General features: G+C 74.4%; 23 protein-coding genes. 13 read left to right on the top strand and 10 right to left on the bottom strand.

Going from position 1 to position 25,267, the window contains the following annotated elements; all coding sequences use genetic code 11:
• Positions 1–1,083, top strand: coding sequence for a Zn-dependent alcohol dehydrogenase (locus P3H78_RS15160; RefSeq protein WP_276109492.1), 1,083 nt, complete (start codon positions 1–3; stop codon positions 1,081–1,083).
• Between the two features lie 98 nt (positions 1,084–1,181).
• Here the strand turns inward: P3H78_RS15160 and P3H78_RS15155 are convergent, their stop codons facing one another.
• Positions 1,182–2,162: a DMT family transporter gene (locus P3H78_RS15155; RefSeq protein ID WP_276109491.1), complete on the bottom strand. Its 981-nt coding sequence runs from the start codon at positions 2,160–2,162 to the stop codon at positions 1,182–1,184.
• Between the two features lie 107 nt (positions 2,163–2,269).
• Positions 2,270–2,911, bottom strand: coding sequence for a TetR/AcrR family transcriptional regulator (locus tag P3H78_RS15150; RefSeq protein ID WP_276109490.1), 642 nt, complete (start codon positions 2,909–2,911; stop codon positions 2,270–2,272).
• Between the two features lie 88 nt (positions 2,912–2,999).
• Here P3H78_RS15150 and P3H78_RS15145 point away from each other — a divergent pair, with 88 nt between their 5' ends.
• The 3 genes from P3H78_RS15145 to P3H78_RS15135 all read left to right on the top strand — a co-directional run bounded on the left by P3H78_RS15145 (position 3,000) and on the right by P3H78_RS15135 (position 5,256).
• Entirely contained in the window at positions 3,000–4,151 is a 1,152-nt protein-coding gene (locus P3H78_RS15145; protein WP_276109489.1) for an acyl-CoA dehydrogenase family protein, read from the top strand.
• Positions 4,152–4,255: 104 nt separating this feature from the next.
• Entirely contained in the window at positions 4,256–4,543 is a 288-nt protein-coding gene (locus tag P3H78_RS15140) for a YiaA/YiaB family inner membrane protein (protein ID WP_276109488.1), read from the top strand.
• Between the two features lie 89 nt (positions 4,544–4,632).
• A complete protein-coding gene (locus tag P3H78_RS15135; RefSeq protein ID WP_276109487.1) occupies positions 4,633–5,256 on the top strand; it encodes a TetR/AcrR family transcriptional regulator in 624 nt (207 codons plus the stop codon).
• Positions 5,257–5,317: 61 nt separating this feature from the next.
• Here P3H78_RS15135 and P3H78_RS15130 read toward each other — a convergent pair whose 3' ends face one another.
• On the bottom strand, positions 5,318–5,779 hold the full coding sequence (locus P3H78_RS15130) for a MaoC family dehydratase (protein ID WP_276109486.1): 462 nt from the start codon (positions 5,777–5,779) through the stop codon (positions 5,318–5,320).
• A gap of 305 nt (positions 5,780–6,084) precedes the next feature.
• Here P3H78_RS15130 and soxR point away from each other — a divergent pair, with 305 nt between their 5' ends.
• Positions 6,085–6,606, top strand: coding sequence for a redox-sensitive transcriptional activator SoxR (soxR, locus tag P3H78_RS15125; RefSeq protein WP_276109485.1), 522 nt, complete (start codon positions 6,085–6,087; stop codon positions 6,604–6,606).
• 230 nt (positions 6,607–6,836) lie between these two features.
• On the opposite strand, the gene P3H78_RS15120 is transcribed toward soxR, so the two are convergent.
• A complete protein-coding gene (locus P3H78_RS15120) occupies positions 6,837–7,439 on the bottom strand; it encodes a hypothetical protein (RefSeq protein ID WP_276109484.1) in 603 nt (200 codons plus the stop codon).
• A 242-nt stretch (positions 7,440–7,681) separates the two neighbouring features.
• Between P3H78_RS15120 and P3H78_RS15115 the strand changes: the two genes are divergently transcribed.
• Positions 7,682–10,474 carry a penicillin acylase family protein gene (locus P3H78_RS15115; protein WP_276109483.1) on the top strand — a complete coding sequence of 931 codons (2,793 nt, stop codon included), beginning with the start codon at positions 7,682–7,684 and terminating at the stop codon, positions 10,472–10,474.
• A 58-nt stretch (positions 10,475–10,532) separates the two neighbouring features.
• Here P3H78_RS15115 and P3H78_RS15110 read toward each other — a convergent pair whose 3' ends face one another.
• Together P3H78_RS15110 and P3H78_RS15105 are read right to left on the bottom strand one after the other, a co-directional pair.
• Complete coding sequence (locus P3H78_RS15110) at positions 10,533–11,837, bottom strand: serine-threonine protein kinase (protein ID WP_276109482.1); 1,305 nt, start codon at positions 11,835–11,837, stop codon at positions 10,533–10,535.
• 80 nt (positions 11,838–11,917) lie between these two features.
• Positions 11,918–13,162, bottom strand: a complete 1,245-nt coding sequence (locus tag P3H78_RS15105; protein WP_276109481.1) for an exo-beta-N-acetylmuramidase NamZ family protein — start codon at positions 13,160–13,162, stop codon at positions 11,918–11,920.
• A 193-nt stretch (positions 13,163–13,355) separates the two neighbouring features.
• On the opposite strand from P3H78_RS15105, the gene P3H78_RS15100 reads away from it, so the two are divergent.
• From P3H78_RS15100 to P3H78_RS15090, 3 genes are read left to right on the top strand one after another with little or no spacing between them, the layout of a single operon-like run.
• On the top strand, positions 13,356–14,120 hold the full coding sequence (locus tag P3H78_RS15100; RefSeq protein ID WP_276109480.1) for an SDR family oxidoreductase: 765 nt from the start codon (positions 13,356–13,358) through the stop codon (positions 14,118–14,120).
• A complete protein-coding gene (locus tag P3H78_RS15095) occupies positions 14,117–15,781 on the top strand; it encodes a class I adenylate-forming enzyme family protein (RefSeq protein ID WP_276109479.1) in 1,665 nt (554 codons plus the stop codon). Before P3H78_RS15100 ends, P3H78_RS15095 begins: the two co-directional genes overlap by 4 nt.
• A 29-nt stretch (positions 15,782–15,810) precedes the next feature.
• Positions 15,811–16,404, top strand: a complete 594-nt coding sequence (locus tag P3H78_RS15090; RefSeq protein WP_276109478.1) for a TetR/AcrR family transcriptional regulator — start codon at positions 15,811–15,813, stop codon at positions 16,402–16,404.
• 103 nt (positions 16,405–16,507) lie between these two features.
• Here P3H78_RS15090 and P3H78_RS15085 read toward each other — a convergent pair whose 3' ends face one another.
• The 4 genes from P3H78_RS15085 to P3H78_RS15070 all read right to left on the bottom strand — a co-directional run bounded on the left by P3H78_RS15085 (position 16,508) and on the right by P3H78_RS15070 (position 20,700).
• Positions 16,508–17,722 carry an acyl-CoA dehydrogenase family protein gene (locus tag P3H78_RS15085; RefSeq protein ID WP_276109477.1) on the bottom strand — a complete coding sequence of 405 codons (1,215 nt, stop codon included), beginning with the start codon at positions 17,720–17,722 and terminating at the stop codon, positions 16,508–16,510.
• A gap of 6 nt (positions 17,723–17,728) precedes the next feature.
• On the bottom strand, positions 17,729–18,763 hold the full coding sequence (locus P3H78_RS15080) for a phosphotransferase family protein (RefSeq protein WP_276109476.1): 1,035 nt from the start codon (positions 18,761–18,763) through the stop codon (positions 17,729–17,731).
• Positions 18,764–19,198: 435 nt separating this feature from the next.
• Positions 19,199–19,714 (bottom strand): NUDIX hydrolase, encoded by a 516-nt coding sequence (locus P3H78_RS15075; RefSeq protein WP_276109475.1) that lies wholly within the window; start codon positions 19,712–19,714, stop codon positions 19,199–19,201.
• Positions 19,715–19,806: 92 nt separating this feature from the next.
• Positions 19,807–20,700 (bottom strand): DMT family transporter, encoded by an 894-nt coding sequence (locus P3H78_RS15070; RefSeq protein WP_276109474.1) that lies wholly within the window; start codon positions 20,698–20,700, stop codon positions 19,807–19,809.
• A 447-nt stretch (positions 20,701–21,147) separates the two neighbouring features.
• Between P3H78_RS15070 and P3H78_RS15065 the strand changes: the two genes are divergently transcribed.
• The 4 genes from P3H78_RS15065 to P3H78_RS15050 all read left to right on the top strand — a co-directional run bounded on the left by P3H78_RS15065 (position 21,148) and on the right by P3H78_RS15050 (position 25,223).
• Positions 21,148–22,134: a hypothetical protein gene (locus P3H78_RS15065; protein ID WP_276109473.1), complete on the top strand. Its 987-nt coding sequence runs from the start codon at positions 21,148–21,150 to the stop codon at positions 22,132–22,134.
• A gap of 67 nt (positions 22,135–22,201) precedes the next feature.
• Positions 22,202–23,773: an APC family permease gene (locus tag P3H78_RS15060; protein WP_276109472.1), complete on the top strand. Its 1,572-nt coding sequence runs from the start codon at positions 22,202–22,204 to the stop codon at positions 23,771–23,773.
• Between the two features lie 114 nt (positions 23,774–23,887).
• Complete coding sequence (locus P3H78_RS15055) at positions 23,888–24,613, top strand: molybdopterin-dependent oxidoreductase (RefSeq protein WP_276109471.1); 726 nt, start codon at positions 23,888–23,890, stop codon at positions 24,611–24,613.
• Positions 24,597–25,223 carry a cytochrome b/b6 domain-containing protein gene (locus P3H78_RS15050; RefSeq protein ID WP_276109470.1) on the top strand — a complete coding sequence of 209 codons (627 nt, stop codon included), beginning with the start codon at positions 24,597–24,599 and terminating at the stop codon, positions 25,221–25,223. The genes P3H78_RS15055 and P3H78_RS15050 overlap by 17 nt, the downstream gene beginning before the upstream one ends.
• Positions 25,224–25,267 lie beyond the last annotated feature (44 nt).

Raw genomic sequence — 25,267 nt, 5'->3', positions numbered from 1 at the left:
ATGGCCGTACGCGCCGCCGTCCTCCCCGCCGTCGGATCGCCGCTGGAGATCACCGCGATCGAGCTCCCGGAGCCGGGTCCCGGCCAGGTCCGGGTGCGCCTCGCCGCCGCCGGGGTCTGCCACTCCGACCTGTCGCTGTCCGACGGCACCATGCGGGTCCCGGCGCCCGCCGTCCTCGGCCACGAGGGCGCGGGCACCGTCGTCTCCGTCGGCCCCGGGGTCGCCCATGTCGCCCCCGGGGACGAAGTGGTGCTCAACTGGGCCCCCTCCTGCGGCAGTTGCCATGCCTGCATGCTCGGCGAGGTCTGGCTGTGCGCCCACGCGCTGGACGGCGCCGCCGCCGTCCATGCCCGCACCGCCGACGGCCGGGAGGTGCATCCCGGCCTCAACGTCGCGGCCTTCGCCGAGGAGACCGTGGTCGCCGCCGCCTGCGTGCTGCCCCTGCCGCCCGGCGTCCCGCTCACCGACGCGGCGCTCCTCGGCTGCGCCGTGCTCACCGGGTACGGCGCCGTGCACCACGCGGCGCGGGTCCGGGCCGGTGAGACGGTGGCGGTGTTCGGCGCCGGCGGCGTCGGACTGGCCACCCTCCAGGCCGCGCGGATCGCCGGGGCCTCCCGGATCGTCGCCGTCGACGTCTCCCCGGAGAAGGAGGAACTGGCCCGCGCCGCCGGGGCCACCGACTACGTCGTCGCCTCCGAGGAGACCCCGCGCGCGATCCGGGCGCTGACCGGCCGCCAGGGCGTCGACGTGGCCGTGGAGTGCGTGGGCCGCGCGGTCAGCATCCGCGCCGCCTGGGAGTCGACCCGCCGCGGCGGCCGGACCACGGTCGTCGGCATCGGCGGCAAGGACCAGCAGGTCACCTTCAACGCGCTGGAGCTCTTCCACTGGGGGCGCACCCTGTCCGGCTGCGTCTACGGCAACGCGGACCCGGCGAAGGACCTGCCGGTCCTGGCCGAGCACGTGCGCGCGGGGCGCCTGGACCTGAGCGTCCTGGTCACCGACCGGATCGCCCTGGACGGCATCCCGGCCGCCTTCGAGAACATGACCTCCGGCAAGGGCGGCCGCGCGCTGGTGGTCTTCTAGGGCGCGAGGCCCGCGTGCACGCCCTCGCGGCGGGCGCCGGGGGCCTCGGGCCCCGGGCGCCCCGGCTCCCCGTACGGCGAAGGCGTGCCCGTGCGTCCCTACGGCGCCCGCTCGGGCCGGGGTTCCGGCTCCTGATCGGGGGGTGCCGGGACCGCCTGCGGCAGGGGGTCCGCCGTGGCCGCCGCGCCCGCGGCCGGGCGGGGGGACCGGGAGCCGGAGCGGGACACCGCCACGCCCGCGAGGCACAGCGCGCCGCCCGCCAGTGTGACCGGACCCGGCACTTCTCCGAGCGCCAGCCACGACATCAGCACGACCAGCGCCGGGACGGCGTACGTGGTCGCGCCCATCCGGCCCGCCGTCGTCCGGGCCAGGGCGTAGGCCCAGGTCGTGAAGGCCAGCGCGGTCGGGAAGACACCCAGGTAGACCATGTTGAGCGTGGCCGTCAGCGGGGCGCGGGCCGCGTCCGTCACCAGCTGCCCGGCGAACGGCAGGCACACCACCGCCCCGACCAGGCAGCCGAAGGTCGTCACCTGCAACGCGCTCGCCCGCCCCAGCGCCGGCTTCTGCGCGACGACCCCGGAGGCGTAGGCGACCGCCGCCAGCAGGCACAGCACCACCCCGAGCACCGAGGCACCGCCCCGGCCCGACATCGACAGGCCCACCGTCACCGCGCCCGCGAACGACACCGCCATCCCCGCCAGCAGCCGCGGCGGCAGGGAGTCCCCCAGCAGCCGCGCCCCGAGCAGGGCGATCAGCAGCGGGCCGATGTTGACGACCAGGGCCGCCGTGCCGGCGTCGACCTGCTGCTCGCCCCAGTTCAGGGCGACCATGTAGAAGCCGAACCAGAGGAGCCCGGAGACGGCGATCCCGGGCCAGGCGGCCCGCGGCGGCCATCCCTCCCGCCGTACGAGGCAGATCACCCCGAGCGTCACCGCCCCGGCCAGCAGCCGCCCCAGCGCCAGCGCGCCCGGCGCGTAGGCGGCGCCCGCACTGCGGATCGAGACGAAGGCGGAGGCCCAGAGCGCGACGGTGACGCCGGCCGCGACCGCGGCCGGCCGGGAGGAGGGGGTGTTCGGCATGCGTCCGAGGCTACGGGGGCGGCGGCGGGCGGGTCTCGCGGGTTTCGGACATGGCCTTCGGGCCGGCCTGCGGCCCACCGGGCGGGGGCGGGCGGAGCGGCGGCGGTCTACGACGGGCGGGCCACCCGCCCGTACTGCTCCGCCAGCCCGTCCAGCAACGCGGTCAGCCCCGTCTCGAAGGCGCGCTCGTCGATCTTCTCCTGCTGCTCGGCCAGCAGGTGCGCCTGGCCGAGGTGCGGGTAGTCGGCGGGGTCGTAGGCGCCGGCGTCGCCCACGAAGCCGCCGGCGAAGGAACCGAGCGCCGACCCCATGACGAAGTACCGCATCAGGGCGCCGATCGAGGTGGCCTGCGCGGGCGGCCAGCCCGCGTCCACCATCGCGCCGTACACCGCGTCGGCCAGGCGCAGCGCGGCCGGGCGGCGGCCGGGGCCGCGGGCGAGGACCGGGACGATGTTCGGGTGGTCGCGCAGGGCGGCCCGGTAGGAGAGCGCCCAGTCGTGCAGCGCGGTGCGCCAGTCCCGGGCGTCCTCGAACATCGCCAGGTCGACCTGGGCGCTCACCGAGTCCGCGACCGCCTCCAGGATCTCGTCCTTGGTGCGGAAGTGGTTGTAGAGCGAGGGCCCGCTCACTCCGAGCTCCGCGGCCAGCCGCCGGGTGGAGACGGCCGCCAGGCCCTCCGCGTCGACGAGGGCCCGTGCCGTCGCGACGATCCGGTCGGTGCTGAGGAGGGGCTTGCGCGGTCGGGCCATGGCGCACATAGTAGGGCTGCAGCTTTAAACTAGCAGTGCTAATTAAAGGCCCGGCCGGCCCGGTCCGTCACATGTGGGGTGATCCGTCATGAACCTCGGGCTCAGCGAGGAGCAGAGCGCCGTCCGCCGGCTGGCGCGGGACTTCGTCGAGCGCGAGATCACCCCCCACGTGGTGGCCTGGGACCGCGCCGAGGAGGTCGACCGGGCGATCGTGAAGAAGCTCGGCGCGGTCGGCTTCCTCGGGCTGACCGTCGGCGAGGAGTACGGCGGCTCGGGCGGCGACCACCTCTCCTACTGCCTGGTGACCGAGGAGCTGGGCCGGGGCGACTCCTCCGTGCGCGGCATCGTCTCCGTCTCGCTCGGCCTGGTGGCCAAGACCATCGCCGCGTGGGGCAGCGAGGAGCAGCGCCGCCGCTGGCTGCCGGGCCTGACCTCCGGGGAGCTGGTCGGCTGCTTCGGGCTGACCGAGCCGGGCACCGGGTCCGACGCCGGCAGCCTCGCCACCCGCGCGGTGCGCGAGGGCGACTCCTGGGTGCTCAACGGCACCAAGATGTTCATCACCAACGGCACCTGGGCCGACGTCGTGCTGCTCTTCGCCCGCTCCACGGACGACCCCGGCCACCGTGGAGTCTCCGCCTTCCTGGTCCCCGCCGACACGCCCGGCCTGACCCGCCGCACCATCCACGGCAAGCTCGGCCTGCGCGGCCAGGCCACCGCCGAGCTGGTCCTGGAGGACGTCCGCGTGCCCGCGTCGGCGCTGCTGGCGCCCGAGGGCAAGGGCTTCTCCGTGGCCATGTCCGCCCTCGCCAAGGGCCGCATGTCGGTGGCGGCGGGCTGTGTCGGCATAGCCCAGGCCGCCCTGGACGCGGCGGTCGGGTACGCGGGGGAGCGGGAGCAGTTCGGCCGGCCCATCGCGCACCACCAGCTCGTCCAGGAGCTGATCAGCGACATCGCCGTCGACGTGGACGCCGCCCGGCTGCTGACCTGGCGGGTCGCCGACCTGATCGACCGCGGGGAGCCCTTCGCGGTGGAGTCCTCCAAGGCCAAGCTCTTCGCGTCCGAGGCCGCGGTGCGCGCCGCCAACAACGCCCTGCAGGTCTTCGGCGGCTACGGCTACATCGACGAGTACCCCGTCGGCAAACTGCTGCGCGACGCCCGGGTGATGACCCTCTACGAGGGCACCAGCCAGATCCAGAAACTGGTCATCGGCCGCGCGCTCACCGGGGTCTCCGCGTTCTGAGGAGTCCCGCCTCCGGGCGCGGGGCCCGCTCGCGGCGCGGCTGAGTACGTCGTCTGAGTACGCGCGCGGATGTGGGGGCCGGTGTGCGCGCCGAAGCTGATCCCATGAGTGAGACACCGGTCAAGCAGCAGAACACCGCGGCCTACTACGGGCAGGCGGTCGCCTCCTTCGCGGTGGCCATGGCCGCGACCGCGATCGGCATCTTCCGCCTGCAGGCGGACGCCTGGGTGCGGGCCTTCCTGGCCATCGCGGTGCTGTACCTCGTCACCTCCGCCTTCACCCTCGCCAAGGTGATCCGCGACCGCCAGGAGGCGGGGCAGATCGTCAGCCGGGTCGACCAGGCCCGCCTGGAGAAGCTCCTCGCGGAGCACGACCCCTTCGAGAAGCTCTGACGTTGCCGTCCCCCGTCCGGCGGTCCGCGCTAAGCGAGCGCTCACCTTCGGCGGTATGGTGGTGCCCCTGACGGAGAGAGGGGCGAGTGATGACGACGGCGGAGGAGACGGCCGGCGAGGCGCAGCCATGGGGCGAGGTCACGCCCGACGCGGCCCGGCGACTGCTCGTGGCCGCCGTGGAGGCATTCGCCGAGCGGGGCTACCACGCGACCACGACCCGCGACATCGCGGGCCGCGCCGGCATGAGCCCGGCCGCGCTCTACATCCACTACAAGACCAAGGAGGAACTCCTCCACCGGATCAGCCGGATCGGTCACGAGAAGGCGCTGGAGATCCTGCGCGTGGCGGCCCGGCGCGAGGGCAGCGCGACCGAGCGGCTCGCCGACGCCGTCAGCTCCTTCGTCCGCTGGCACGCCGGCGGGCGCACCACCGCGCGCGTCGTGCAGTACGAGCTGGACTCGCTGGGCCCGGACGCCCGCGCCGAGATCCTCGCGCTGCGCCGCCGGGTGGACGCGGAGGTCCGCGGGATCGTCGAGGACGGCGTGGCGTCCGGCGAGTTCGACGTGGCCGACGTGCAGGGGACCACGCTCGCCGTGCTCTCGCTGTGCATCGACGTCGCCCGCTGGTTCAACGTCGACGGCCCCCGCACCCCGGAGGAGGTCGGCGAACTCTACGCCGGCCTCGTCCTGCGGATGGTGGGCGCGGGGCGCTGATTCCGCCGAGCCCCGCCGTCCGCCCGCACCCCGGGCGGACGGCGGGGCACCGGCGCCGCGCCTACACGTAGTACCGCGCCACCGACTCCGCGACGCAGACCGGCTTGTCGCCGCCCTCGCGCTCCACGGTGAAGGCCACGCTCACCTGGAGGCCGCCCTTCACGTCCTCGACGCCCGTGATCACCGCGGTCGCCCGCAGCCGGGAGCCGACCGGGACGGGGGCGGGGAAGCGGACCTTGTTGGTGCCGTAGTTGACGCCCATCCGCACGCCCTCGACCGCCATCAGCTGCGGACCGAAGAGCGGGAGCAGCGACAGGGTCAGGTAGCCGTGCGCGATCGTCGTGCCGAACGGGCCCTGCGCGGCCTTCTCCGGGTCGACGTGGATCCACTGGTGGTCGCCGGTCGCCTCCGCGAACAGGTCGATCCGCTTCTGGTCGACCTCGAGCCAGTCGGTGTGCCCCAGCTGCTCGCCCACCGCCGCCTTCAGCTCGTCGGCGGACGTGAAGATCCTCGGCTCTGCCATGTGCCCGGCCTCTCGCGTTGCTCGGTCGTGTGCGGTGTCTGAGTCGCCCGCACGCCCTAGTCTAAGCAACTGCTTAGCATGGTCGGGCGGGCGGGCCCTGTCAACGGACCCGGCCGGACCTCGGCCGCCAAGGGCTGTCCCGCAATCCCCGGCGGGCGCACGACGGCGGCCACGGCACCTCGCCGCGTTGTCGGATCGCCCGAATGCGCCCAGTACGGGGACGACCCTCCGCCTTGCGACGCACCGCATCTGACGCCGTGCGCTGATCCACCGGGGATCGCGGGACAGCCCTTAGGCTCGGCACGGTGCCCCAGATTCCGGAGAAGGTCCACGAACTGACGGTCGGCCAGCTGTCCGCGCGCAGCGGCGCCGCCGTGTCCGCCCTGCACTTCTACGAGGCCAAGGGGCTGATCAGGAGCAGCCGCACGGCGGGCAACCAGCGCCGCTACACCCGCGACACCCTGCGCCGGGTCGCCTTCGTCCGGGCCGCGCAGCGCGTCGGGATCCCGCTGGCCACGATCCGGGAGGCACTCGCCCGGCTGCCCGAGGAGCGGACGCCCACCCGCGAGGACTGGGCGCGCCTGTCCGAGGCCTGGCGTGCGGAACTGGACGAGCGCATCCGGCAGCTCAACCGGCTGCGGGACCACCTCACCGACTGCATCGGCTGCGGATGCCTGTCCCTGGAGGGCTGCGTGCTCTCCAACCCCGACGACGTCTTCGGTGAACGGCAGGCGGGCTCCCGCCTGATGGCCGAGCACCCGCCCGCCGCGCACCAGGGACGCGGCGGCACCCCCGGCGCCGGTCCGGAGGCCCCGGCCGCCGACTGACCCGCCCGTCGACACGATGCGCCTCCGTGTCGGGGAAGGCCCGTCCTGATGCGGAGGGCGGGCCCCTCGCCCCGCCCCGGGTGGCTCGGCCGGCCTCCGGGCGCGGGCGGCCGCGCTCCGGCCGCCGTTCGGGCGGACCTGCAGCACCGGCATGTCTCCATGGTCCCCGCCGCCCGGCCGGGACCGGGAGGACGGGGGTGCGGCCTGCGGCGCACCCCCACCCCGTGTGCTCAGGCCGAGATCAGCAGGGGGCCGCGCCGGGACCCCGCCAGTGCCTCGGCGGTCAGGACGGGCCGCGGCACCAGGATGCCGCAGTCCGTGCAGACCGGCCCGGACGACGGCTCGTGGTCCAGGCCGTACCGCCACACCAGGCGCTCGCCGCCGCACGCCGGGCAGGTCGAGCCCGGCGCCCGCTCCAGTGCGCTGATCAGCCGGCGCAGCACCTCGGCGAGCGGTCCGCCCGGGTGGACCCGGGGTTCGTCGCACCAGGCGACCCCGAAACCGCCCCAGGTGAGCCGGTGCCAGTCGTCGACGCTGCCCGGCCTGCGCAGCCCGTCGTGCTTCTCCTTCCGCCGCCGCTCGGCGAACTCGACCTCGTAGCCCAGCCAGACCGTGCGTGCCTGCTCCAGCTCGTCCAGTGCGGCCACGAGCCGCGCCGGGTCGGGGGAGCGGTCCTCGGGGCCGAAGCCCCATCGGGAGCACAGATGGTCCCAGGTCGCCCTGTGCCCGTAAGGGGCGAACCTCTCAAGGCACTTGCGCAACGAGTAGCGCCGCAGCGCCAGATCGCACCGCGGGTCCCTCACCTGTCTCGCCAGACTCCGGAAACCTGCCATCGTCCTGCACCTCCGTCACACCTGCACCTGTACTGCGGTCACTTCGGCGTCGTCGTAAGGACGTCGCCGAATAGACGTGTCGACACCCGATTCGGCTCCCTCCGTATTCCGATGCCCGCCATGACCCCGCCTTCTGCCCGACCTCCTCGCAGCGACTCCAAAAAGTGACGCATGTTCATCTTCCAACTCGGCCATACCGGCGGTAACGTCCCGCCACCCCACCCCCGTCGGGAGGAGCCGCCATGCCACCGTGCACCCCACCCCGCGTGCTCGACAGAGAGAGAACTCCCCGCAGATACATCGGGTTCCTGAAGTCCGCTTCCGTATGCGTCCTCATTGCCGGTCTTTTGTCGCCCTTTTCCCCGGCTGTTGCCGCCGGGGGCCGCACGGCCGCGGCGAGCGCCGACCTCTGCGGCGGCCAGTGCTCCGACATCCTGCCGCCCGGCGAGAACGGCAACGCCACCCTCGCGCAGATCCTCCTCAACCAGGCCTTCGGCACCCAGCCCGGCCATGCGGAGGACCAGCTCGGACCCTATGCCGGCCTGGCCAAGGGCTACCCGGCACTCACCGACGCCAAGATCAACGACTTCTTCAACGACGCCTCCTTCGGAGTGCCTTCGGGCCAGGCCGCCTCCACGGAGCGGCCCGCCGGGCGCAGCGACGTGACGATCGTCCGCGACCGGAAGGCCGGTGTGCCGCACATCACGGGGACGACCCGCTACGGCACCGAGTTCGGCGCCGGGTACGCCGCCGCCGAGGACCGGCTGTGGCTGATGGACGTCTTCCGGCACGTCGGGCGCGGCCAGTTGACCTCCTTCGCCGGCGGCGCGACAGCCAACCAGGGCCTGGAGCAGCAGTTCTACCGCAGCGCCCCGTACACCGAGGCCGACCTCCAGGCGCAGATCGACAACGCCGTGGCGAAGAACGGCGCCCGCGGCCGGCAGTCCCTCGACGACGCCAACGCCTACCTCGCCGGCGTCAACGCCTACATCGACGCCTCCGACGCGGGCCGCTACTTCCCCGGCGAGTACGTGCTCACCGGCCACAAGAACGCGATCACCAACGCCGGCACCATCGACCACTTCAAGATCACCGACCTGGTGGCACTGGCCTCCGTGATCGGCTCGCTCTTCGGCTCCGGCGGCGGCGGCGAGGTCGACAACGCGCTCTCCCTGCTGGCCGCCCAGTCCAAGTACGGCGTGGCGGAGGGCACCAAGGTCTGGGAGTCCTTCCGCGAGCGCAACGACCCCGAGGCGGTCCTCACCGTCCACGACGGCCGGAGCTTCCCGTACGCCACCAGGCCCGACGACCCGCAGGGCGAGGCACTGCCCGACCCGGGCTCGGTGGTCCAGGAGCCGCTCGTCTACGACCGCAGCGGCACCGGGGCGGGCGCGGCCGCGACCCGCGTCTCCTCCGGCGCGGCCCGCGCCACCCTCGGCTCGGCCCGGCGCGGCATGTCCAACGCCCTGGTGGTCGGTGGCAGGAGCACCGCGTCCGGCCACCCGGTCGCCGTCTTCGGCCCGCAGACCGGCTACTTCGCGCCGCAGCTGCTGATGCTCCAGGAGATCCAGGGGCCGGGGATCAGCGCCCGCGGCGCGTCCTTCGCCGGCCTCAGCATGTACGTCGAGCTGGGCCGCGGCCAGGACTACGCCTGGAGTGCGACGACCTCCGGCCAGGACATCATCGACTCCTACGCCGTCGAGCTCTGCCAGGACGACCACCACTACCTGTACCACGGCACCTGCACGGCCATGGACGAGGTGGAGCAGCGGAACTCCTGGTCGCCGACCGTGGCCGACGGCACCGCCGCCGGCGCCTACACCATGCGCGTGTGGCGCACCAAGTACGGTCCCGTGCAGTACCGGGCGACCGTCGGCGGCAAGAAGGTCGCCTACACCACCCTGCGCTCCTCCTACCTCCACGAGGTCGACTCCATCGTCGGCTTCCAGATGCTGAACGACCCGGACTACGTCAAGGGCCCGCAGGACTTCCAGAGCGCGGCGCAGCACATCAACTTCACCTTCAACTGGCTGTACGCCGACTCCCGGCACACCGCGTACTACAACAGCGGCGACAACCCGGTGCGCGCGTCCGGCGTGGACGCCGACCTCCCGGTGTGGGCCCGGCCGGCCTACGAGTGGCGGGGCTGGGACCCGGCGACGAACACGGCCGAGTACACCCCGCCCGCCCAGCACCCCAACTCCGTCGACCAGGACTACTACGTCTCCTGGAACAACAAGCAGGCCGCCGACTACGCCTCCGCGCCCTGGGGCGAGGGCTCGGTGCACCGCGGCGACCTCCTGGAGGACCGCGTGAAGCGGCTGGTGGCGGCGGGCGGGGTGACCCGGGCGTCGCTGACCGCGGCGATGGCGGACGCGGCACTGGCCGACCTGCGGGCCGAGGACGTGCTGCCGAAGCTGCTGAAGGTCGTCACCAGTTCCCCGGTGAGCGACCCCACCGCCGCGGCCGCCGTGGACAAGCTCCAGGCCTGGGTCGCCGCGGGCGCCCGGCGCACGGAGACCTCGGCCGGCTCCCACGCCTACGCCGACGCCGACGCCATCCGGATCCTGGACGCCTGGTGGCCGCTGCTGGTGAAGGCCGAGTTCGAGCCGGGCCTCGGCAGCGACCTCTACACCGCGATCACGAACAACCTGCCCGTCGACGAGGCCCCGTCGGCCGGGCACGGCCCGACCGGGTCGCACGCCGGAAGCTCCTTCCAGTACGGCTGGTGGAGCTATGTCGACAAGGACATCCGGTCCGTGCTCGGTGAGACCGTGCGGGGCCCGCTGGCGCAGAAGTACTGCGGCGGCGGCAGCCTCACCTCCTGCCGCGACCTCCTGATCAGCACGCTGAAGGACGCGGCCGGCCGGACCGCGGCCCAGGTCTACCCCGGCGACGACCAGTGCGCGGCGGGCGACCAGTGGTGTGCGGACTCGATCGTCCAGCGCCCCCTGGGCGGCATCAAGCACGGCCGGATCAGCTGGCAGAACCGGCCCACCTACCAGCAGGTGGTGGAGTTCACCTCGCACCGGTGACGCCCGTCCGGCGGCGGGCCGTGCGCCCGCCGCCGGTCCCGGCGGCCCGCAGGGACGGTCAGCGGATGCGGCCCGCCGCCAGCACCAGGCGCGCCAGTTCGGGGTGCACGATGTCGCTGTGCGCCCCGGACGGCGGGCCGCCCCGCCGGACGACGGCCGCCGCGTCCACGTTCACCCAGCCCGACTCCGGCAGCGGCGCCGCCAGCGCCCCGGCCAGCGTGCACGCGTGCACGCCCGGCACCCCCTGCACACCGTCGTGCCCCATCGCGCCCCACCGCGGGCCGAGCAGCCGCCCCACGTCCACACCCGCCAGCGACCGGTCGTCGTCCGCCGCCCGCGAGGCCAGCGGGTAGAACGTGCCGAGCGCCGCGTCGTAGCGGGAGAAGCAGCACACCAGGGGGCCGCCGACCCGCTGCTCCCGCCCCCGCAGCACCCCGCCCGCCCCCGCGTCCCCGGGCAGCCCGGATGCGAACGCGTAGTGGGAGAAGGCCCCTTGGAGCAGCGTCACGGACCGCACCGCGCGCACCCCGGCGGGCAGGCCGCGCAGCGCGAACGACACCAGGCGCCCGCCGAAGCTGTGCCCCACCAGATGCACCCGGACGTCCGGCGCCGCCGAGGCCAGCCGGCCCACCAGGGGACCCAGCCCGCGTTCGCCGACCGTGCCCGCGCGCCGCTTCATCTCCCAGTACGTCGCCTGCCGCAGCAGTTCCAGCGCCCCGGCCCGCAGGTCCGGGAGGGCGAAGCCCTCCGCGCCGTCCGTGCTGCCGAGCCCGGCCAGCGCCTCGGCGAACTCCCCGCAGACCTCCGCCGCCGGGCGGGAGAACATCCCGGGCACGCCGTCGTCAGCGGTGTCCGCGGCGGACTCCTCCGGCGCGGCCGCGCCGGCCGGTGCGACCAACTGCCGCACCAGCGTGCCGAACCCCTCCAGCTCCCGTGCCGTGCGGGGGCCCGACTCCAGCAGGCCCGCGATGTCGTCGAGCACCGTCGCCCGGCCCGGGAAGGCGGCGGCCAGCGCGGCCCGGGTGCCCGGGTCCAGGGTGCCCGGCGCGGCGGGCCCGGCCGCCGGGGAGTGCGGGAAGTCGGGGACGGGCTCGTCGCAGAAGCGCATCGACGGCCACACCACGCCCACGTACCCGATCCGGGCCGCCGGGGCGAGCGCCGGGAAGGGCGTGAAGAAACGCCGGTAGAGCGCCGTCGCGGTGCTGCGGTCGTTGTTCCAGCCGTGCGCGAAGACGACCAGGTCACGGACCGTGCGGCCGGCGGTCAGGCCGAGCAGCCGGTCCCGTTCCCCGCCGTCCACGTCGCCGTCGGCGTCGAAGGTCAGCTCCGCGTACGGAGCCACGCTCATTCCCGGATCCGTCATGACCGACTCCCTCGTCCCCCGTGGCGGCACGATGCGGGCGCATCGTCCTGCGAACGAGGGGAGTTGGCCAGACAGCACGCTCATCCGTGGACGAGATACCTCCGGCGCACCGCCCGGAACGCGGCCAGTTCCTCCTGCCACCCCGCCACCACGGCACCGGTGTCCGCGCCGGAGTCGATCATGGTGCGCACCCGGGTGGAGCCGGTGAGCTTGTCGATCCAGTCGTCGGAGCGCCAGGCGAAGCCGCTCCACACCTTCCGCGCCGTCACCAGCAGCCCGATCCCGGTGCGCACCGGGTCGAAGGCGGCCCGGTCCGTCACGTGCACCTGGACCCCGCCGACCGTGGTGCCCTGGAACTTGGAGAAGGTCGGCGCGAAATAGGCCTCCCGGAAGCGCACGCCCGGCAGGCCCAGCGCGTCGGCCTCGGCCGCCCAGCGTCCGTCGACGCCCTCGGCGCCGAGCAGTTCGAAGGGGCGGGTGGTGCCACGGCCCTCGGAGAGGTTCGTCCCCTCGAACATGCACGTCCCCGAGTACACCAGCGCGGTGTCCGGGGTGGGCATGTTCGGGCTCGGCGGCACCCACGGCAGCTCCGAGGCGTCGTAGAAGTCCGACCGCTTCCAGCCGGTCATGGCCACCGTCTCCAGCGCCACCGGCGAGGCCAGGAACTCCCCGTTGAAGAGCCGGGCCAGTTCCACGACCGTCATCCCGTGCGCCTGGGAGATGGGCTGCCGCCCCACGAAGGTGGCGAACTCCCGGTGCAGGACCGGCCCGAGGGCCTCGCGCCCGGACACCGGGTTCGGCCGGTCGAGCACGACGAACCGCTTCCCGGCCAGCGCGGCCGCCTCCATGCAGTCGTACAGCGTCCAGATGTACGTGTAGAAGCGGGCGCCCACGTCCTGGATGTCGAAGACGACGGTGTCGACGCCGGAGGCCGTGAAGACGTCGGCGAGCGGACGGCCGCTCTTGAGGTAGGTGTCGTAGACCGGCAGGCCGGTCGCCGGGTCGTCGTAGCGGCCCTCGGACCCGCCCGCCTGGGCGGTGCCGCGGAAGCCGTGCTCGGGGCCGAAGACGGCGACCAGCTCGACCCGGCGGTCGGCGTGCATGACGTCCACGATGTGCCGCACGTCGCGGGTGACCCCGGTCGGGTTGGTGACGACGCCGACCCTTTGACCGGCGAGCAGCGCGTAGCCGTCCGCCGCCAGGCGCTCGAAGCCCGTGCGCAGCCCGCCGCCGCGCCGGGGTGCCGCCTGCGCCGCGGGGGCGGCCGCTCCGGCGGCACAGGCCGCCGCCGTCCCGGCGAGCAGGCTCCGTCTGGTCAGCTTCATGCGGGGACCTCCGTGATCGCAGCGGGTGTCATGGTCACGCACGCTAGCGCCCGTCCCGGCGCAGGGGAACGAAGGGGAACGGCCGCGTCTGCCCTGCTCTTCCACCGTTACATACCGACCGGTTAGTCTGGCTGTCGAGCAGAGCCGGTGCGCGGCGCGGCAGGCGCCCGCAACGTCGTGTCGAAGGAGACCGATGGTGAAAGCCGTTCAAGGTGCTGGAGTGGTCGTGACCGGGGCCGGAGGCGGCATCGGCGCCGCGCTGGCCCGCCGGTTCGCCGCCGCGGGGGCCCGCGTCGTCGTCAACGACCTCGACGCCGAGCGGGCCGAGGCGGTCGCCGGGGAGACCGGGGGCATCGCGGTCCCCGGTGACGCCTCCGCGGTCGTCGCCGCGGCCCTCGACGCGCTGGACGGCACCGTCGACGTCTACTGCGCCAACGCCGGGGTCGGCTCGGGCGGGTCGGAGGCCGCCGGCGAGGACGTCTGGGCGCAGGCCTGGGACGTCAACGTCATGGCCCACGTCCGCGCCGCCCACGCCCTCCTGCCCGGCTGGCTGGAGCGCGGCGCGGGCCGCTTCGTCTCCACCGTCTCCGCCGCCGGACTGCTGACCATGATCGGCGCCGCGCCCTACAGCGTCACCAAGCACGGCGCGTACGCCTTCGCCGAGTGGCTGTCGCTGACCTACCGCCACCGCGGCGTCAAGGTGCACGCGATCTGCCCGCAGGGCGTGCGCACCGACATGCTGGCCGCCACCGGCAGCGCGGGCGACCTCGTGCTCAGGCCCACCGCCATCGAACCGGAGGACGTCGCGGACGCCCTCTTCCGGGGCATCGAGGAGGACCGCTTCCTGATCCTCCCGCACCCCGAGGTCGCCGGGTACTACCAGGCCCGGGCCGGTGAGCCCGACCGCTGGCTGAACGGCATGAACCACCTCCAGCGCCAGTGGGAGGAGACCCGGTGACCGCCTCCCGCTACGCGTCCCGCCCCTGGCTGGACCTCCTCGACGACGCCCAGCGCGCCCCCGTCGACCCCGCCGGCTCCCTCGTGCACGCCCTGCGCCGCGCCGTCGCCGAGGCCCCGGACCGCGTCTGCCTCGCCTACTTCGACGCCCGCCTCACCCACCGCGAGGTCGACGCGCTGTCCGACTCCGTCGCCGGCCACCTCGCCGCGCGCGGCCTGCGGCCCGGCGACCGGGTGGCCGTCCTGCTGCAGAACTCCCCGCACTTCGTGCTCGCCGTGCTGGGTGCCTGGAAGGCAGGCGCCACCGTCGTCCCCGTCAACCCCATGTACAAGTCGGCGGAGGTCGGCCACGTCCTGCGGGACGGCGAGGTGGCCGCGCTCGTCTGCACGGACCGGGCCTGGGAGGCGTATCTCCGCGGGACGGCCGCGCAGTCCCCGGTGCGGATCGTGCTCACCGCGTGCGAGCGGGACTTCCAGACCCGCGACGACGCGCGCGTGCTGGCCTTCGAGCGGCTCCCCCAGGCCCCCGACGCCGACGACCTGGTGGCCGTCGCCCGGCAGGGCCACCCGGCGCCCCGGGGCACCGACCCCGCCCCGGACGGCATCGCCCTGATCAGCTACACCTCGGGCACCAGCGGCACCCCGAAGGGCGCCACCAACACGCACGCCAACATCATGCACAACGCCGAGCGCCAGCGGACCACCCTGGACCTGCCCGAGGGGCCGGTCTACTTCGCCATGGCGCCGCTGTTCCACATCACCGGCATGGTCTGCCAGTTCGGCGCCTGCCTGAACAGCGCGGGCACGCTGGTGCTGGCCCACCGCTTCGAGCCCGGGGTCGTCCTCGACGCCTTCGCCGAGCACCGCCCGCACTACACCGTCGGACCGGCCACCGCCTTCATGGCCCTGGCCGCCCGTCCCGACGCCACCCCGGACCACTTCTCCTCCTTCCGCGTCATCTCCTCCGGCGGCGCCCCGCTGCCGCCCGCGCTGGTGGAGAAGTTCCGGGCCGGCTTCGGGCCGTACCTCCGCAACGGCTACGGCCTCACCGAGTGCACCGCCCCCTGCGCCTCCGTGCCTCCCGGCCGGGAGGCGCCCGTCGACCCGGTCTCCGGCACGCTCGCGGTCGGTGTGCCGGGCGCCGACACCGTCGTCCGGATCGTCGACGACGAGGGCCGCGAGGTGCCGTTCGGCGAGCAGGGCGAGATCGTCGTCCGCGGACCCCAGGTGGTGCCCGGCTACTGGCGGCGCCCGGACGCCACCGCCGAGACCTTCCCCGACGGCGAACTGCGCACCGGCGACATCGGGTTCATGGACGAGCAGGGCTGGCTGTACGTCGTCGACCGCAAGAAGGACATGATCAACGCGTCCGGCTTCAAGGTGTGGCCGCGCGAGGTCGAGGACGTGCTCTACACGCACCCGGCGGTGCGCGAGGCGGCTGTCGTCGGGGTGCCCGACGGCTACCGCGGGGAGACCGTCAAGGCGTACATCAGCCTGCGCCCCGGGGCCGCGGCCGACCCCGGTGACCTCGCCGCCTTCTGCAAGGAGAGACTGGCCGCCTACAAATACCCGCGGCAGGTGGAGATCCTGCCGGACTTGCCCAAGACGGCGAGTGGGAAGATCCTCCGTCGGGAACTGCGTTCCCGAGCGGACGACAACTGAGCACAACGACGGAAAGGCAGGTGGCGGCAGTGCCCAGGACGACGGACACGGACGGCACCCCCGTGCCTCAGCGGCTCCTGGCCGCCGCCACCCGGCTCTTCGCCGAGCAGGGGTACGACCGCACCTCGGTGCAGGAGATCGTCGAGGCGGCCGGCGTCACCAAGGGGGCCCTCTACCACTACTTCGGATCGAAGGACGACCTGCTGCACGAGGTGTACGCGCGCGTCCTGCGGGTGCAGCAGGAGCGCCTGGACGCCTTCGCGGACGCCGACGAGCCGGTCGAGCAGCGGCTGCGGGCCGCGGCCGCGGACGTCGTGGTCACCACCATCGAGAACCTCGACGACGCGATGATCTTCTTCCGCTCCATGCACCACCTGAGCCCGGAGAAGAACAAGCAGGTGCGCGCCGAGCGCCGGCGCTACCACGAACGCTTCCGTGCGCTCGTCGAGGAGGGCCAGGAGGCGGGCGTCTTCTCCCGCGCCACCCCGGCGGACCTGGTGGTCGACTACCACTTCGGATCCGTCCACCACCTCTCCACCTGGTACCGCCCCGACGGCCCCCTGGACGCCCAGGAGGTCGCCGGCCACCTGGCGGACCTGCTGCTGCGGGCCCTGCGCCCCTGACGCCGGACGGCCGCGGCCCGGGCCCCCACGCTGTGCGCGTGGGGGCCCGGGCCGCGCCCGCCGGTGCCGCGGGGCGGCCGCGAGGCGCGGCCGCCCCGCACCGTCACAGGTACGTCTTCAGCTCCCGCCGCGCCAGCGACCGCTGGTGCACCTCGTCCGGCCCGTCGGCGATCATCAGGGTCCGGGCCCCGGCGTACAGCTCGGCCAGCGGGAAGTCCTGGCTGACACCGCCCGCCCCGTACAGCTGGATCGCCCGGTCGATGATGTCGACCACCGCCCGCGGTGTGGCGATCTTGATGGCCTGGATCTCCGTGTGGGCGCCCCGGTTGCCGACCGTGTCCATCAGCCAGGCCGTCTTCAGCACCAGCAGCCGCAGCTGCTCGACGGTGACCCGGGCGTCGGCGATCCAGTTGTGCACCACGCCCTGCTGGGCCAGCGGCTTGCCGAAGGCGGTCCGGGAGACCGCCCGCCGGCACATCAGCTCGATCGCCCGCTCCGCCATGCCGATCAGCCGCATGCAGTGGTGGATGCGGCCGGGGCCGAGGCGGGCCTGCGCGATGGCGAAGCCGCCGCCCTCCTCGCCGATCAGGTTCGACACCGGCACGCGAACCCGGTCGAAGACCACCTCGGCGTGGCCGCCGTGGTAGTGGTCCTCGTACCCGAAGACCTGCATGGCGCGCCGCACGGTCACCCCGGGCGTGTCGCGGGGCACCAGGACCATCGACTGCTGGCGGCGGATGTCCGGGCCGTCCGGGTCGGTCTTGCCCATCACGATGAGGATCCGGCAGTCCGGGTTCATCGCCCCGGAGATGTACCACTTGCGGCCGGTGACGACGTATTCGTCGCCGTCCCGCTCGATCAGCGTGGTGATGTTCGTGGCGTCCGACGAGGCCACCTCGGGCTCGGTCATCGCGAACGCCGAGCGGATCTCGCCCGCCAGCAGCGGCTCCAGCCACTGCTTCCGCTGCCGCTCGTCGCCGAACTGCGCCAGCACCTCCATGTTGCCGGTGTCCGGGGCCGCGCAGTTCGTCGCGGTCGGCGCCAGCTGCGGGGAGCGGCCGGTGATCTCGGCGAGCGGGGCGTACTGGAGGTTCGTCAGCCCGGCGCCGTAGGCGGAGTCGGGCAGGAAGAGGTTCCACAGGCCCTGCCGGCGGGCCTCGGCCTTCAGCTCCTCGACGACCGCGGGCGTGTCCCACGGCGACGCCAGCCGGGCGCGCTGCTCGTGCGCGACCTGCTCGGCCGGGAGGACGTGCTCGTCCATGAAGGCGGTGAGCCTGGCGCGCAGTTCCTCGGTGCGCGCGTCGAATGCGAAGTCCATGGCGGATCAGCCCTCCTGAAGGCCGTCGTGCAGCGTGGTGAGGCCGTGCTCGATGAAGACCGGCACCAGGTCGCCGATGCGGTCGAAGCCGCGGCCGACCGTCTGGCCGAGCGTGTACCGGTAGTGGATGCCCTCGAGGATCACCGCGAGCTTGAACCAGGCGAACGCCGTGTACCACGACACCGCGGAGACGTCCCGGCCCGAGCGCTGCGCGTACCGCTCGACCAGCTCGGCGGGCGCCGGATGGCCGGCGGCCTCGGCGGTGGTGGAGACGGGGGAGCCGGCCATGCCCAGCGGCGTGCTGTACATCACCAGCAGGCCGAGGTCGGTGAGCGGGTCGCCGAGGGTGGACATCTCCCAGTCGAGGATCGCCCGGATCCCGTCGTCGTCCCCGATCAGGACGTTGTCCAGGCGGTAGTCGCCGTGCACGACGGCGGGTGCGGGGGAGGAGGGCAGCGCGCGGCCGAGCGCCGCGTGCAGCTCGTCGACGCCGGCCAGCTCGCGGTTGCGGGAGGCGTCCAGCTGCTTGCCCCAGCGCCGCAGCTGCCGGTCCAGGAAGCCCTCCGGCCGCCCGAAATCCTCCAGTCCCACCGCGGCGGGGTCCACCGCGTGCAGCTCGACCAGGGTGTCCACCAGCGACAGCACCGCCTTCCGGGTGCGCTCCGCGCCCAGCGGGGCTAGCTGGCCGGCGGTCCGGTACGGCGTGCCCTCCACGAACTCCATGACGTAGAAGGGGGCCCCGAGGACCTCCTCGTCCTCGCACAGCAGGACCGGGCGGGGCACCGGCACCCGGGTCGGGTGCAGCGCGCCGATCACCCGGTGCTCGCGCCGCATGTCGTGCGCGGTGGCCAGGACGTGCCCCAGCGGAGGGCGCCGGACCACCCAGCGGGAGGCGCCGTCGGAGACCTCGTAGGTCAGGTTCGACCGCCCGCCCTCGATCAGCCGGCCGGTCAGGGCCCCCTGCGCCAGGCCGGGCCGCTCGCGGTCGAGCAGGCCGCGCAGACGGTCGAGGTCGAGTCCGGGCGGGTGGTCGGGGCTCATCGTGGCTCCTGGGGACGATCGGGTGGGACCCGACCATGATGCCGACCGGTCGGTATGTCGTCCAGTGGGCGGGCCGAACGTGATCGGCTGCACGGTGTCCCGGCCGGCCACCGCCGCCGTGCACGCCGCCGGGGCCGCCGTGCACGGGGCCGCCGCGGCGGCAAGCCGCCGGGTCGTCGCGGGCGGGGTGCGGCTGCGGGCCGGGGTGTGTCCCCGGTGCCGTGCCGGCAGGAACCACCGCGAAGCCGCCGCCGATCAGCGCCGGCCCGGTGCGCGGCCGGGCCGGGAAGGTGCGCTCGTTCGCCGGGGAGAAGCGGTGGTCGGGCGTGCGTCCCTCCGTCCCTGACCTCCTCGGGGGAGAACCGCAGGCGGACGTTCCGGGCGAAGTCGGTCACGGGGCCGGCCCTGCCGACCGGCACCGCGCCCCGGCGCACGTCACCGGGGGGAGCGGTGCGCCTTCAGCCGCTCGTACGCGGCCCGCCCGTCGGGCACCCACTCCCACTCCGTGAGGCGCCGCTCCACCTCCTCGGGGGGCAGGAAGGCGTGCCAGGCGACCTCCTCGGCCTGCGGCCGCACCGGCAGCGCGCAGACCACCTGGTACACCGCCGACCACCAGGTGCGGCCGGCGCCGTCGTCGTAGAGGAACTTGAAGAGGAACTCCGGGCGGGGCAGGCCGCTCACGCCGAGCTCCTCCTCGGCCTCGCGCAGGGCCGCGTCGTCGTAGGACTCGCCCGCGCCGACGACCCCGCCGACGAACATGTCGTGGAGCGAGGGGAAGACCAGCTTCGTCGCGGTGCGGCGGTGGACGAACACGCGGCCCTCGGCGTCCCGGGCCTCGACGAAGACGCAGCGGTGCCGCAGGCCCTCCGCGTACGCCTCGCCGCGCGGCCGCCGCGCGACGACCCGGTCGTTCTCGTCCACGATGTCGAGGATCTCCTCCGCAGCGCTCATGCCGCCCATCCAAGCAGGCGGGCCGGGTGCCGCGGGCCGCCGTGCGCGGCCGGACCGTCCGCGGGCGGTGGCGGGGCGCGCCGGAGCCGGGCTCAGCGCCGCTGCAGGTCGTGGCTCGGCTCGGTGACCGCCGGGCCGCACGGCATCGCCGGATGCAGCCCGAGGAGCACGATGCCCGTCACGATCGCCGCCAGCCCGGCCGCCTCCCAGGCGAGCGCCCCGGTGTCGGCGTGCAGCCGGTCCCCGAGGAAACCCACCCCGCAGGCGATCCCGGCGAGCGGCTGGGTCGCGGTCAGCGCGGGCAGCGACGTCCGCAGGGGTGCCGTCTCGAAGGCGCTCTGCACGAGCAGCAGCCCGGTCACGCCGAGCGCCAGCACCCCGTAGGGCTGCCAGCCGGTGACCAGGTCCGTCCAGCCGCCCGCGGAGAAGCGCTGGCCGCTGACCCGGGTGAGGGCGTCCTGCACGCCGTAGAGCAGCCCGGCGGCCAGCGCCAGCAGCACCGGCGCCCCGCCGAGCCGGGAGCGTTTGGCGCAAGTGGTCAGCAGCAGGGCGAGGCCGACCATCACGCCGATGATGAGCCAGTGGCGCAGCGGGTTGGTCACGGCGCTGCCCGCCTGCGGCCGGCCGGCCACGATGAACGCCGTCACCCCGCCCGCCAGGAGCGCCAGCCCCGCCCAGCCCTGGCGGCCGAGCGGCTGCCGGGTCTGCCGGCGGGACAGGGCCAGGGCGAAGAGGAGGTTCGTCGCGAGCAGCGGCTCGACCAGGGACACCTCGCCCCGGCCCAGCGCCACCGCGCCCAGACCCATCCCGGCCACCATCAGCGCGGTGCCGCCCAGCCAGCGCGGCACCCGCATCAGGTCCAGGAGCAGCCGCGGGGAGAGGAAGTCGCTGAGCGGTGCCTGCTGGGCCACGTTCTGCTGGAGCACGAATCCGAAGCCCACGCAGCAGGCAGCGCTCACCGCAAGAATCAGAACCAGTACCGACACGCTGCGTACCTCGATCATCCGGCCGGGCCACGGGGTGCGTGAGGGTCGACTCTAGCGTTCCGGAGGGCGCCTGCCCGGGAGCGCCCGGAACCGGGCTGCCGGCGCGGTCACGGCGCCCGGTGGTCCGGGGCGACGGCTCGGCCGTACGACCATGGTGGGACGCCCCGGGCGGGTGCGCCATGGCGTGCGCCACATCGCGACACGCCCACTGCGCCATGCGGGTGAGGACGTGTCGGGCCGCCGTCCCATCGGTGCCGGACGGGCGATGCGTGCACAAGTGTCCTGTGTGCCAGGTGAGTTGGGGCGGACGAGATCCCTCCGGGCCTTGACGCCGGGCGCGGGCTGCCGGTTTGCTGTCCGTGATCGGCCGGTGGCGGGCCGGTGCCCCGCACGCCCGCCGTGGCGTGAGCCGGACCACAAGACGAAAGCGCGTGAGGAAGTCCCGCGGTGCCCCCACCCCCGCCTCCCCTCGGCCGTGCCCGCAGACGTGCGGCACAGGTCTTCGACGCCGCTCTCGACGACACCGAACTCGTCGCCGCGCGCACCGCGTTGGCCCAGGGCCGCTGGCAGGCGGTCCGCTCGCTGCTGGTGCGCACCGGTGACGACTGGGACCGCCGGGGGCACCGGATCACCGTGCTTGCCCGGGAACGGCACACCGCCGCATGGGTGAAGGACTGGCTGCTCGCCGAGCCGGAGTCCGCCGACGCGGCCGTGCTGCTCGGCGCCGCCCTGGTCCAGCGCGCCCTGGCGGGCCGGGAGGAGCCCGGAGCGGCCCGCGACGCCTGCCGGGCCGCCGCCGCGCTCGTGCCCGCCGACCCCACCCCCTGGCTCGGACTGCTCCTGCTGGAGCGGGGCCCCGAGAACGCCGGGTCCGCCGGCTCCGCCGGGTCCGCCGGGTCCGCCGGGGAAACGGTCCGGCTGTACGAGGAGATCCGGCAGCGCCACCGGGACCACCACCACGCCCACCACCTCGTCGTGGCCCGGCTCGCCGAACGCCGTTCCGAGGCCGGCCCGGACCCGCTGCACGAGGTGTACGAGTTCGCCGCCTGGGCCGCCGAGCAGGCCCCGGCGGACTCGCCGCTGGCCGTGCTGCCCGTGGTCGCGCACGCCGAGCGCCACCGCGTCCTGGCCGCCCGCGGGCACGTGTCCGCCGACCCGGCCTCCTCCGGGCACTGGGAGGGCCGCCGGGCCCGGCAGGTGCTGAAGGCCGCCTTCGACTGGTGGCTGGAGTGGGAGCAGGAGGGCCACCCGCGCCGCCTGGTCGACCTGAACTTCCTCGCCCACGCCAAGTACTGCGAGGGGCGGGGCGCGGAGGCGGCCGCCCTGTTCCTCCGGATCGGCCCGCACGGCACCCCCGCGCCGTGGTCCTACCCGGACCGCGACCCGGTCACCGCCTTCCGCGCCGCCCGCGCCGGCGCGCTCGGCACCGTGTGACCCGGCCCGTGCACCTCCCGCAGCCCCGTACGACCCCACCGCACCCGGAGCCCGAAAGGACGACCCGATGACGACGGGCAGTTCGAGCACGAGCAGAGCCGCCGCAGACGGCGGCGGCATCAGCACCTTCAGGGGCGAGCACCGCGCGCTGCGCGCCGACCGCCTCGGCACGGGGGGCCTGCTGCTCTCCGTCCTCGCCGCGACCGCCCCGCTCATGGTGGTCGCGGGTGTCATGCCCACCACATTCGCGGTGATGGGCATCGTCGGGCAGCCCCTGCTCTTCGTCGCGCTCGGCGTGGTCCTCGCCCTCTTCGGCGTCGGCTACGCCGAGATGAGCCGGCACGTGCACAACGCGGGCGCGTTCTACGCGTACATCTCCCGCGGACTCGGCGGCACCGCGGGAGCCGGCGCCGCCCTGGTCGCCCTCGTCGCCTACAACGCCCTCCAGGCCGGCATCTACGGCCTCTTCGGCTTCGAGGTGTCCGACCTCCTCGCGACCTACGCCCACGCCACCGTCGCCTGGTGGATACCCGCCCTCGCGGCCGTGCTCGTCGTCGGTGCGCTCGGCTGGCTCAAGATCGACGTCAACGCCCGCGTGCTGGGCGTGCTGCTGGTGATCGAGGTGGCCCTGGTGGTCGTCTTCGACGTCGCCGCCGTGGCCGACCCCGCCCGCGAGGGCCTCTCCCTGCACGCCTTCAACCCCGACACCCTCGGCGGCGCCGGGATCGGCACCGCCCTGTGCTTCTGCATCGCCGCCTTCCTCGGCTTCGAACAGGCCCCGGTGTACGCGGAGGAGACCAGCCGCCCGCACGTCCTGGTGCCGCGCGTGATGTTCCTCGCCGTCGCCGGGGTCGCCGTGTTCTTCGCGATCAGCTGCTGGGCGCTCACCGTCGCCGCGGGCCCGTCCGCGATCGTCGGCGCCGCCCGCAAGGAGAGCGCCGGGCTGCTGTTCTCCCTGACGGAGTCGCGGCTGGGCGGCACCTTCACCGACGTGCTGCACCTGCTCTTCGTCACCGGGATGTTCGCGGCCATGCTCAGCTTCCACAACGTCGTGGCCCGGTACGCCTTCGCCATGGGCCGCGAGGGGCTGCTGCCCGTCGCCTTCGGACGCACCTCCCGCACCAGCGGCGCCCCCTCCGCCGGCTCGCTCTCCCAGACCGTGGTCTCGCTGCTGGTCGTGGCCGCCTTCGCGGTCGCCGACGACAAGCCGGCCGGCGACCCCACCGCGCCGGTGCTGCACCTGTTCACCTGGTTCGGCAACGTCGGCGCACTCGGGGTGATCGTGCTGATGGCGGCGGCCTCCCTGTCGGTGGTCGTCTTCTTCGTCCGCCGCGGTGCCGCGGCGGCACAGGCCTGGCGCCTGGCCACCTCCGTGCTGGCGGGCCTGGCGCTGCTGGTGATCGCCGGATACACCGTCAAGGACTTCGACGTCCTGGTCGGTGTCGGCTCCGGCTCCCTGCTGAGCCGGCTGCTCCCCGGCATCGTCGGACTCGCCCTCGTGGCCGGCCTGGTCCAGGGCGCCGTCCTGCGCTCCCGCAGGCCCGAGGCACACGCCCGCATCGGGCTCGGCAACGAGGCCTTCCAGCTGGAGAAGGCGGCGCGCGGCGGCGCCGGCGCCACCCCGCCGTCCGGCGCGTAGCGGCCCGGCGCGCGGCGGCGCCGGTACCGGGGCGGCGCCGGGAAAGATGACCGAAGTCTGACGCGTACCCGCGATCCCTGGCCGCGAGGGGGCCGCGGGTGCTCGAATGGAGAGGTGAATTCCGAACAACCGGAGGAGGAGGGGCGGCCCGTCGGCCGTCGCGTCCTGCTCGGCACCCTCGGCCTCGGGGCCCTCGGGGTGGTCGCCGCCCCCACGCTGCAACGCGGCCTGGAGTCCGTCCTCGGAGCCGTCTCCGGCAAGGACCCCACCGGCCTGACCGGACTGCTCCCCAACGGCGGCGGCTTCCGCTACTACTCGGTGGCGGCCTCCGTCCCGCACCGCGACGCCACCGACTACCGCCTCACCGTCGACGGCCTGGTCGACCACCCGGCGACGTACACCCTGGCGGACCTCGGAGCGCTGCCGCAGACCCGCATCGTGCGCGACGTGCAGTGCGTCACCGGCTGGCGGGTGCCCGGCACCGCCTTCCAGGGGGTCCGGCTGTCGCGGCTGCTGGACGCGGCCGGGGTGCGCCCCACGGCCCGCGCGGTCCGCTTCACCTGCTTCGACGGGACGTACACCGAGAGCCTCACCCTCGCACAGGCACGCCGCCCCGACGTCCTGGCCGCCCTGCGCATGCAGGGCAGGCCCCTCGGCCACGAGCACGGCGGCCCCGTCCGCCTCTACGTCGCCCCCATGTACTTCTACAAGTCGGCCAAGTGGCTCTCCGGCATCACCGTCACCGACGAGGTGCGCCCCGGCTACTGGGAGGAGCGCGGCTACGACGTCGACGCCTGGGTCGGCCGCTCGAACGGACGCGACGATGAGCCCACGAGCTGAGGCGCCGGCCCCGGAGGCCGCCGAGGTGCGCCGCTTCGGGCCCTCCCAGCGCTGGGTGCACCGGGGCACGGCCGCCCTGATGGGGGTCTGCGTGGCGACCGCGGCCTGCCTGTACGTGCCGCAGCTCGCCGAACTCGTCGGCCGCCGTGAACTGGTCGTCCGCGTCCACGAGTTCGCCGGGGCGGCGCTGCCGCTGCCCGTGCTGCTCGGCCTCGCCTCCCGCGCCTTCCGGGTCGACCTGCGCCTGCTCAACCGCTTCGGCCCGCACGACCGGGTCTGGCTGCGGGCCGCGCTGCGCCGCGACCGGCGTCCGCAGTCCCGGCCCGCGGGCAAGTTCAACGCCGGGCAGAAGGTCTACGCGTCCTGGATCGCCGGCGCGACGCTCGTGATGCTCGGCACGGGTCTGCTGATGTGGTTCACCCACCTGACGCCGCTGGTGTGGCGCACCGGCGCCACCTTCGTGCACGACTGGCTGGCCCTGACCGTCGGCATCGTCCTGGCCGGCCACGTCGGCATGGCCGTCGCCGACCCGGAGGCCCGCCGCGGCCTGCGCACCGGCAGGGTGAGCCGCGCCTGGGCCCGCACCGAGCACCCGCTGTGGCGGCCGTAGGGCGGGGACGGGAGGCCCGGCTCCCGGGCCCCGGCACGGTGACG

The sequence above is a fragment of the Streptomyces tropicalis genome, assembly GCF_029269835.1.
In the GTDB taxonomy this organism is placed as follows: domain Bacteria; phylum Actinomycetota; class Actinomycetes; order Streptomycetales; family Streptomycetaceae; genus Streptomyces; species Streptomyces tropicalis.
The sequence above is the reverse complement of the archived record's forward strand: the minus strand, read 5'-3'. Positions and strand labels throughout refer to the sequence as shown.

Coding starts and splice junctions, on each gene's coding strand:
- P3H78_RS15160 (WP_276109492.1), top strand. CDS start 1: ATGGCCGTACGCGCCGCCGTCCTCCCCGCCGTCGGATCGCCGCTGGAG.
- P3H78_RS15155 (WP_276109491.1), bottom strand. CDS start 2,162: ATGCCGAACACCCCCTCCTCCCGGCCGGCCGCGGTCGCGGCCGGCGTC.
- P3H78_RS15150 (WP_276109490.1), bottom strand. CDS start 2,911: ATGGCCCGACCGCGCAAGCCCCTCCTCAGCACCGACCGGATCGTCGCG.
- P3H78_RS15145 (WP_276109489.1), top strand. CDS start 3,000: ATGAACCTCGGGCTCAGCGAGGAGCAGAGCGCCGTCCGCCGGCTGGCG.
- P3H78_RS15140 (WP_276109488.1), top strand. CDS start 4,256: ATGAGTGAGACACCGGTCAAGCAGCAGAACACCGCGGCCTACTACGGG.
- P3H78_RS15135 (WP_276109487.1), top strand. CDS start 4,633: ATGACGACGGCGGAGGAGACGGCCGGCGAGGCGCAGCCATGGGGCGAG.
- P3H78_RS15130 (WP_276109486.1), bottom strand. CDS start 5,779: ATGGCAGAGCCGAGGATCTTCACGTCCGCCGACGAGCTGAAGGCGGCG.
- P3H78_RS15120 (WP_276109484.1), bottom strand. CDS start 7,439: ATGGCAGGTTTCCGGAGTCTGGCGAGACAGGTGAGGGACCCGCGGTGC.
- P3H78_RS15115 (WP_276109483.1), top strand. CDS start 7,682: ATGCCACCGTGCACCCCACCCCGCGTGCTCGACAGAGAGAGAACTCCC.
- P3H78_RS15110 (WP_276109482.1), bottom strand. CDS start 11,837: ATGACGGATCCGGGAATGAGCGTGGCTCCGTACGCGGAGCTGACCTTC.
- P3H78_RS15105 (WP_276109481.1), bottom strand. CDS start 13,162: ATGAAGCTGACCAGACGGAGCCTGCTCGCCGGGACGGCGGCGGCCTGT.
- P3H78_RS15100 (WP_276109480.1), top strand. CDS start 13,356: ATGGTGAAAGCCGTTCAAGGTGCTGGAGTGGTCGTGACCGGGGCCGGA.
- P3H78_RS15085 (WP_276109477.1), bottom strand. CDS start 17,722: ATGGACTTCGCATTCGACGCGCGCACCGAGGAACTGCGCGCCAGGCTC.
- P3H78_RS15080 (WP_276109476.1), bottom strand. CDS start 18,763: ATGAGCCCCGACCACCCGCCCGGACTCGACCTCGACCGTCTGCGCGGC.
- P3H78_RS15075 (WP_276109475.1), bottom strand. CDS start 19,714: ATGAGCGCTGCGGAGGAGATCCTCGACATCGTGGACGAGAACGACCGG.
- P3H78_RS15060 (WP_276109472.1), top strand. CDS start 22,202: ATGACGACGGGCAGTTCGAGCACGAGCAGAGCCGCCGCAGACGGCGGC.
- P3H78_RS15050 (WP_276109470.1), top strand. CDS start 24,597: ATGAGCCCACGAGCTGAGGCGCCGGCCCCGGAGGCCGCCGAGGTGCGC.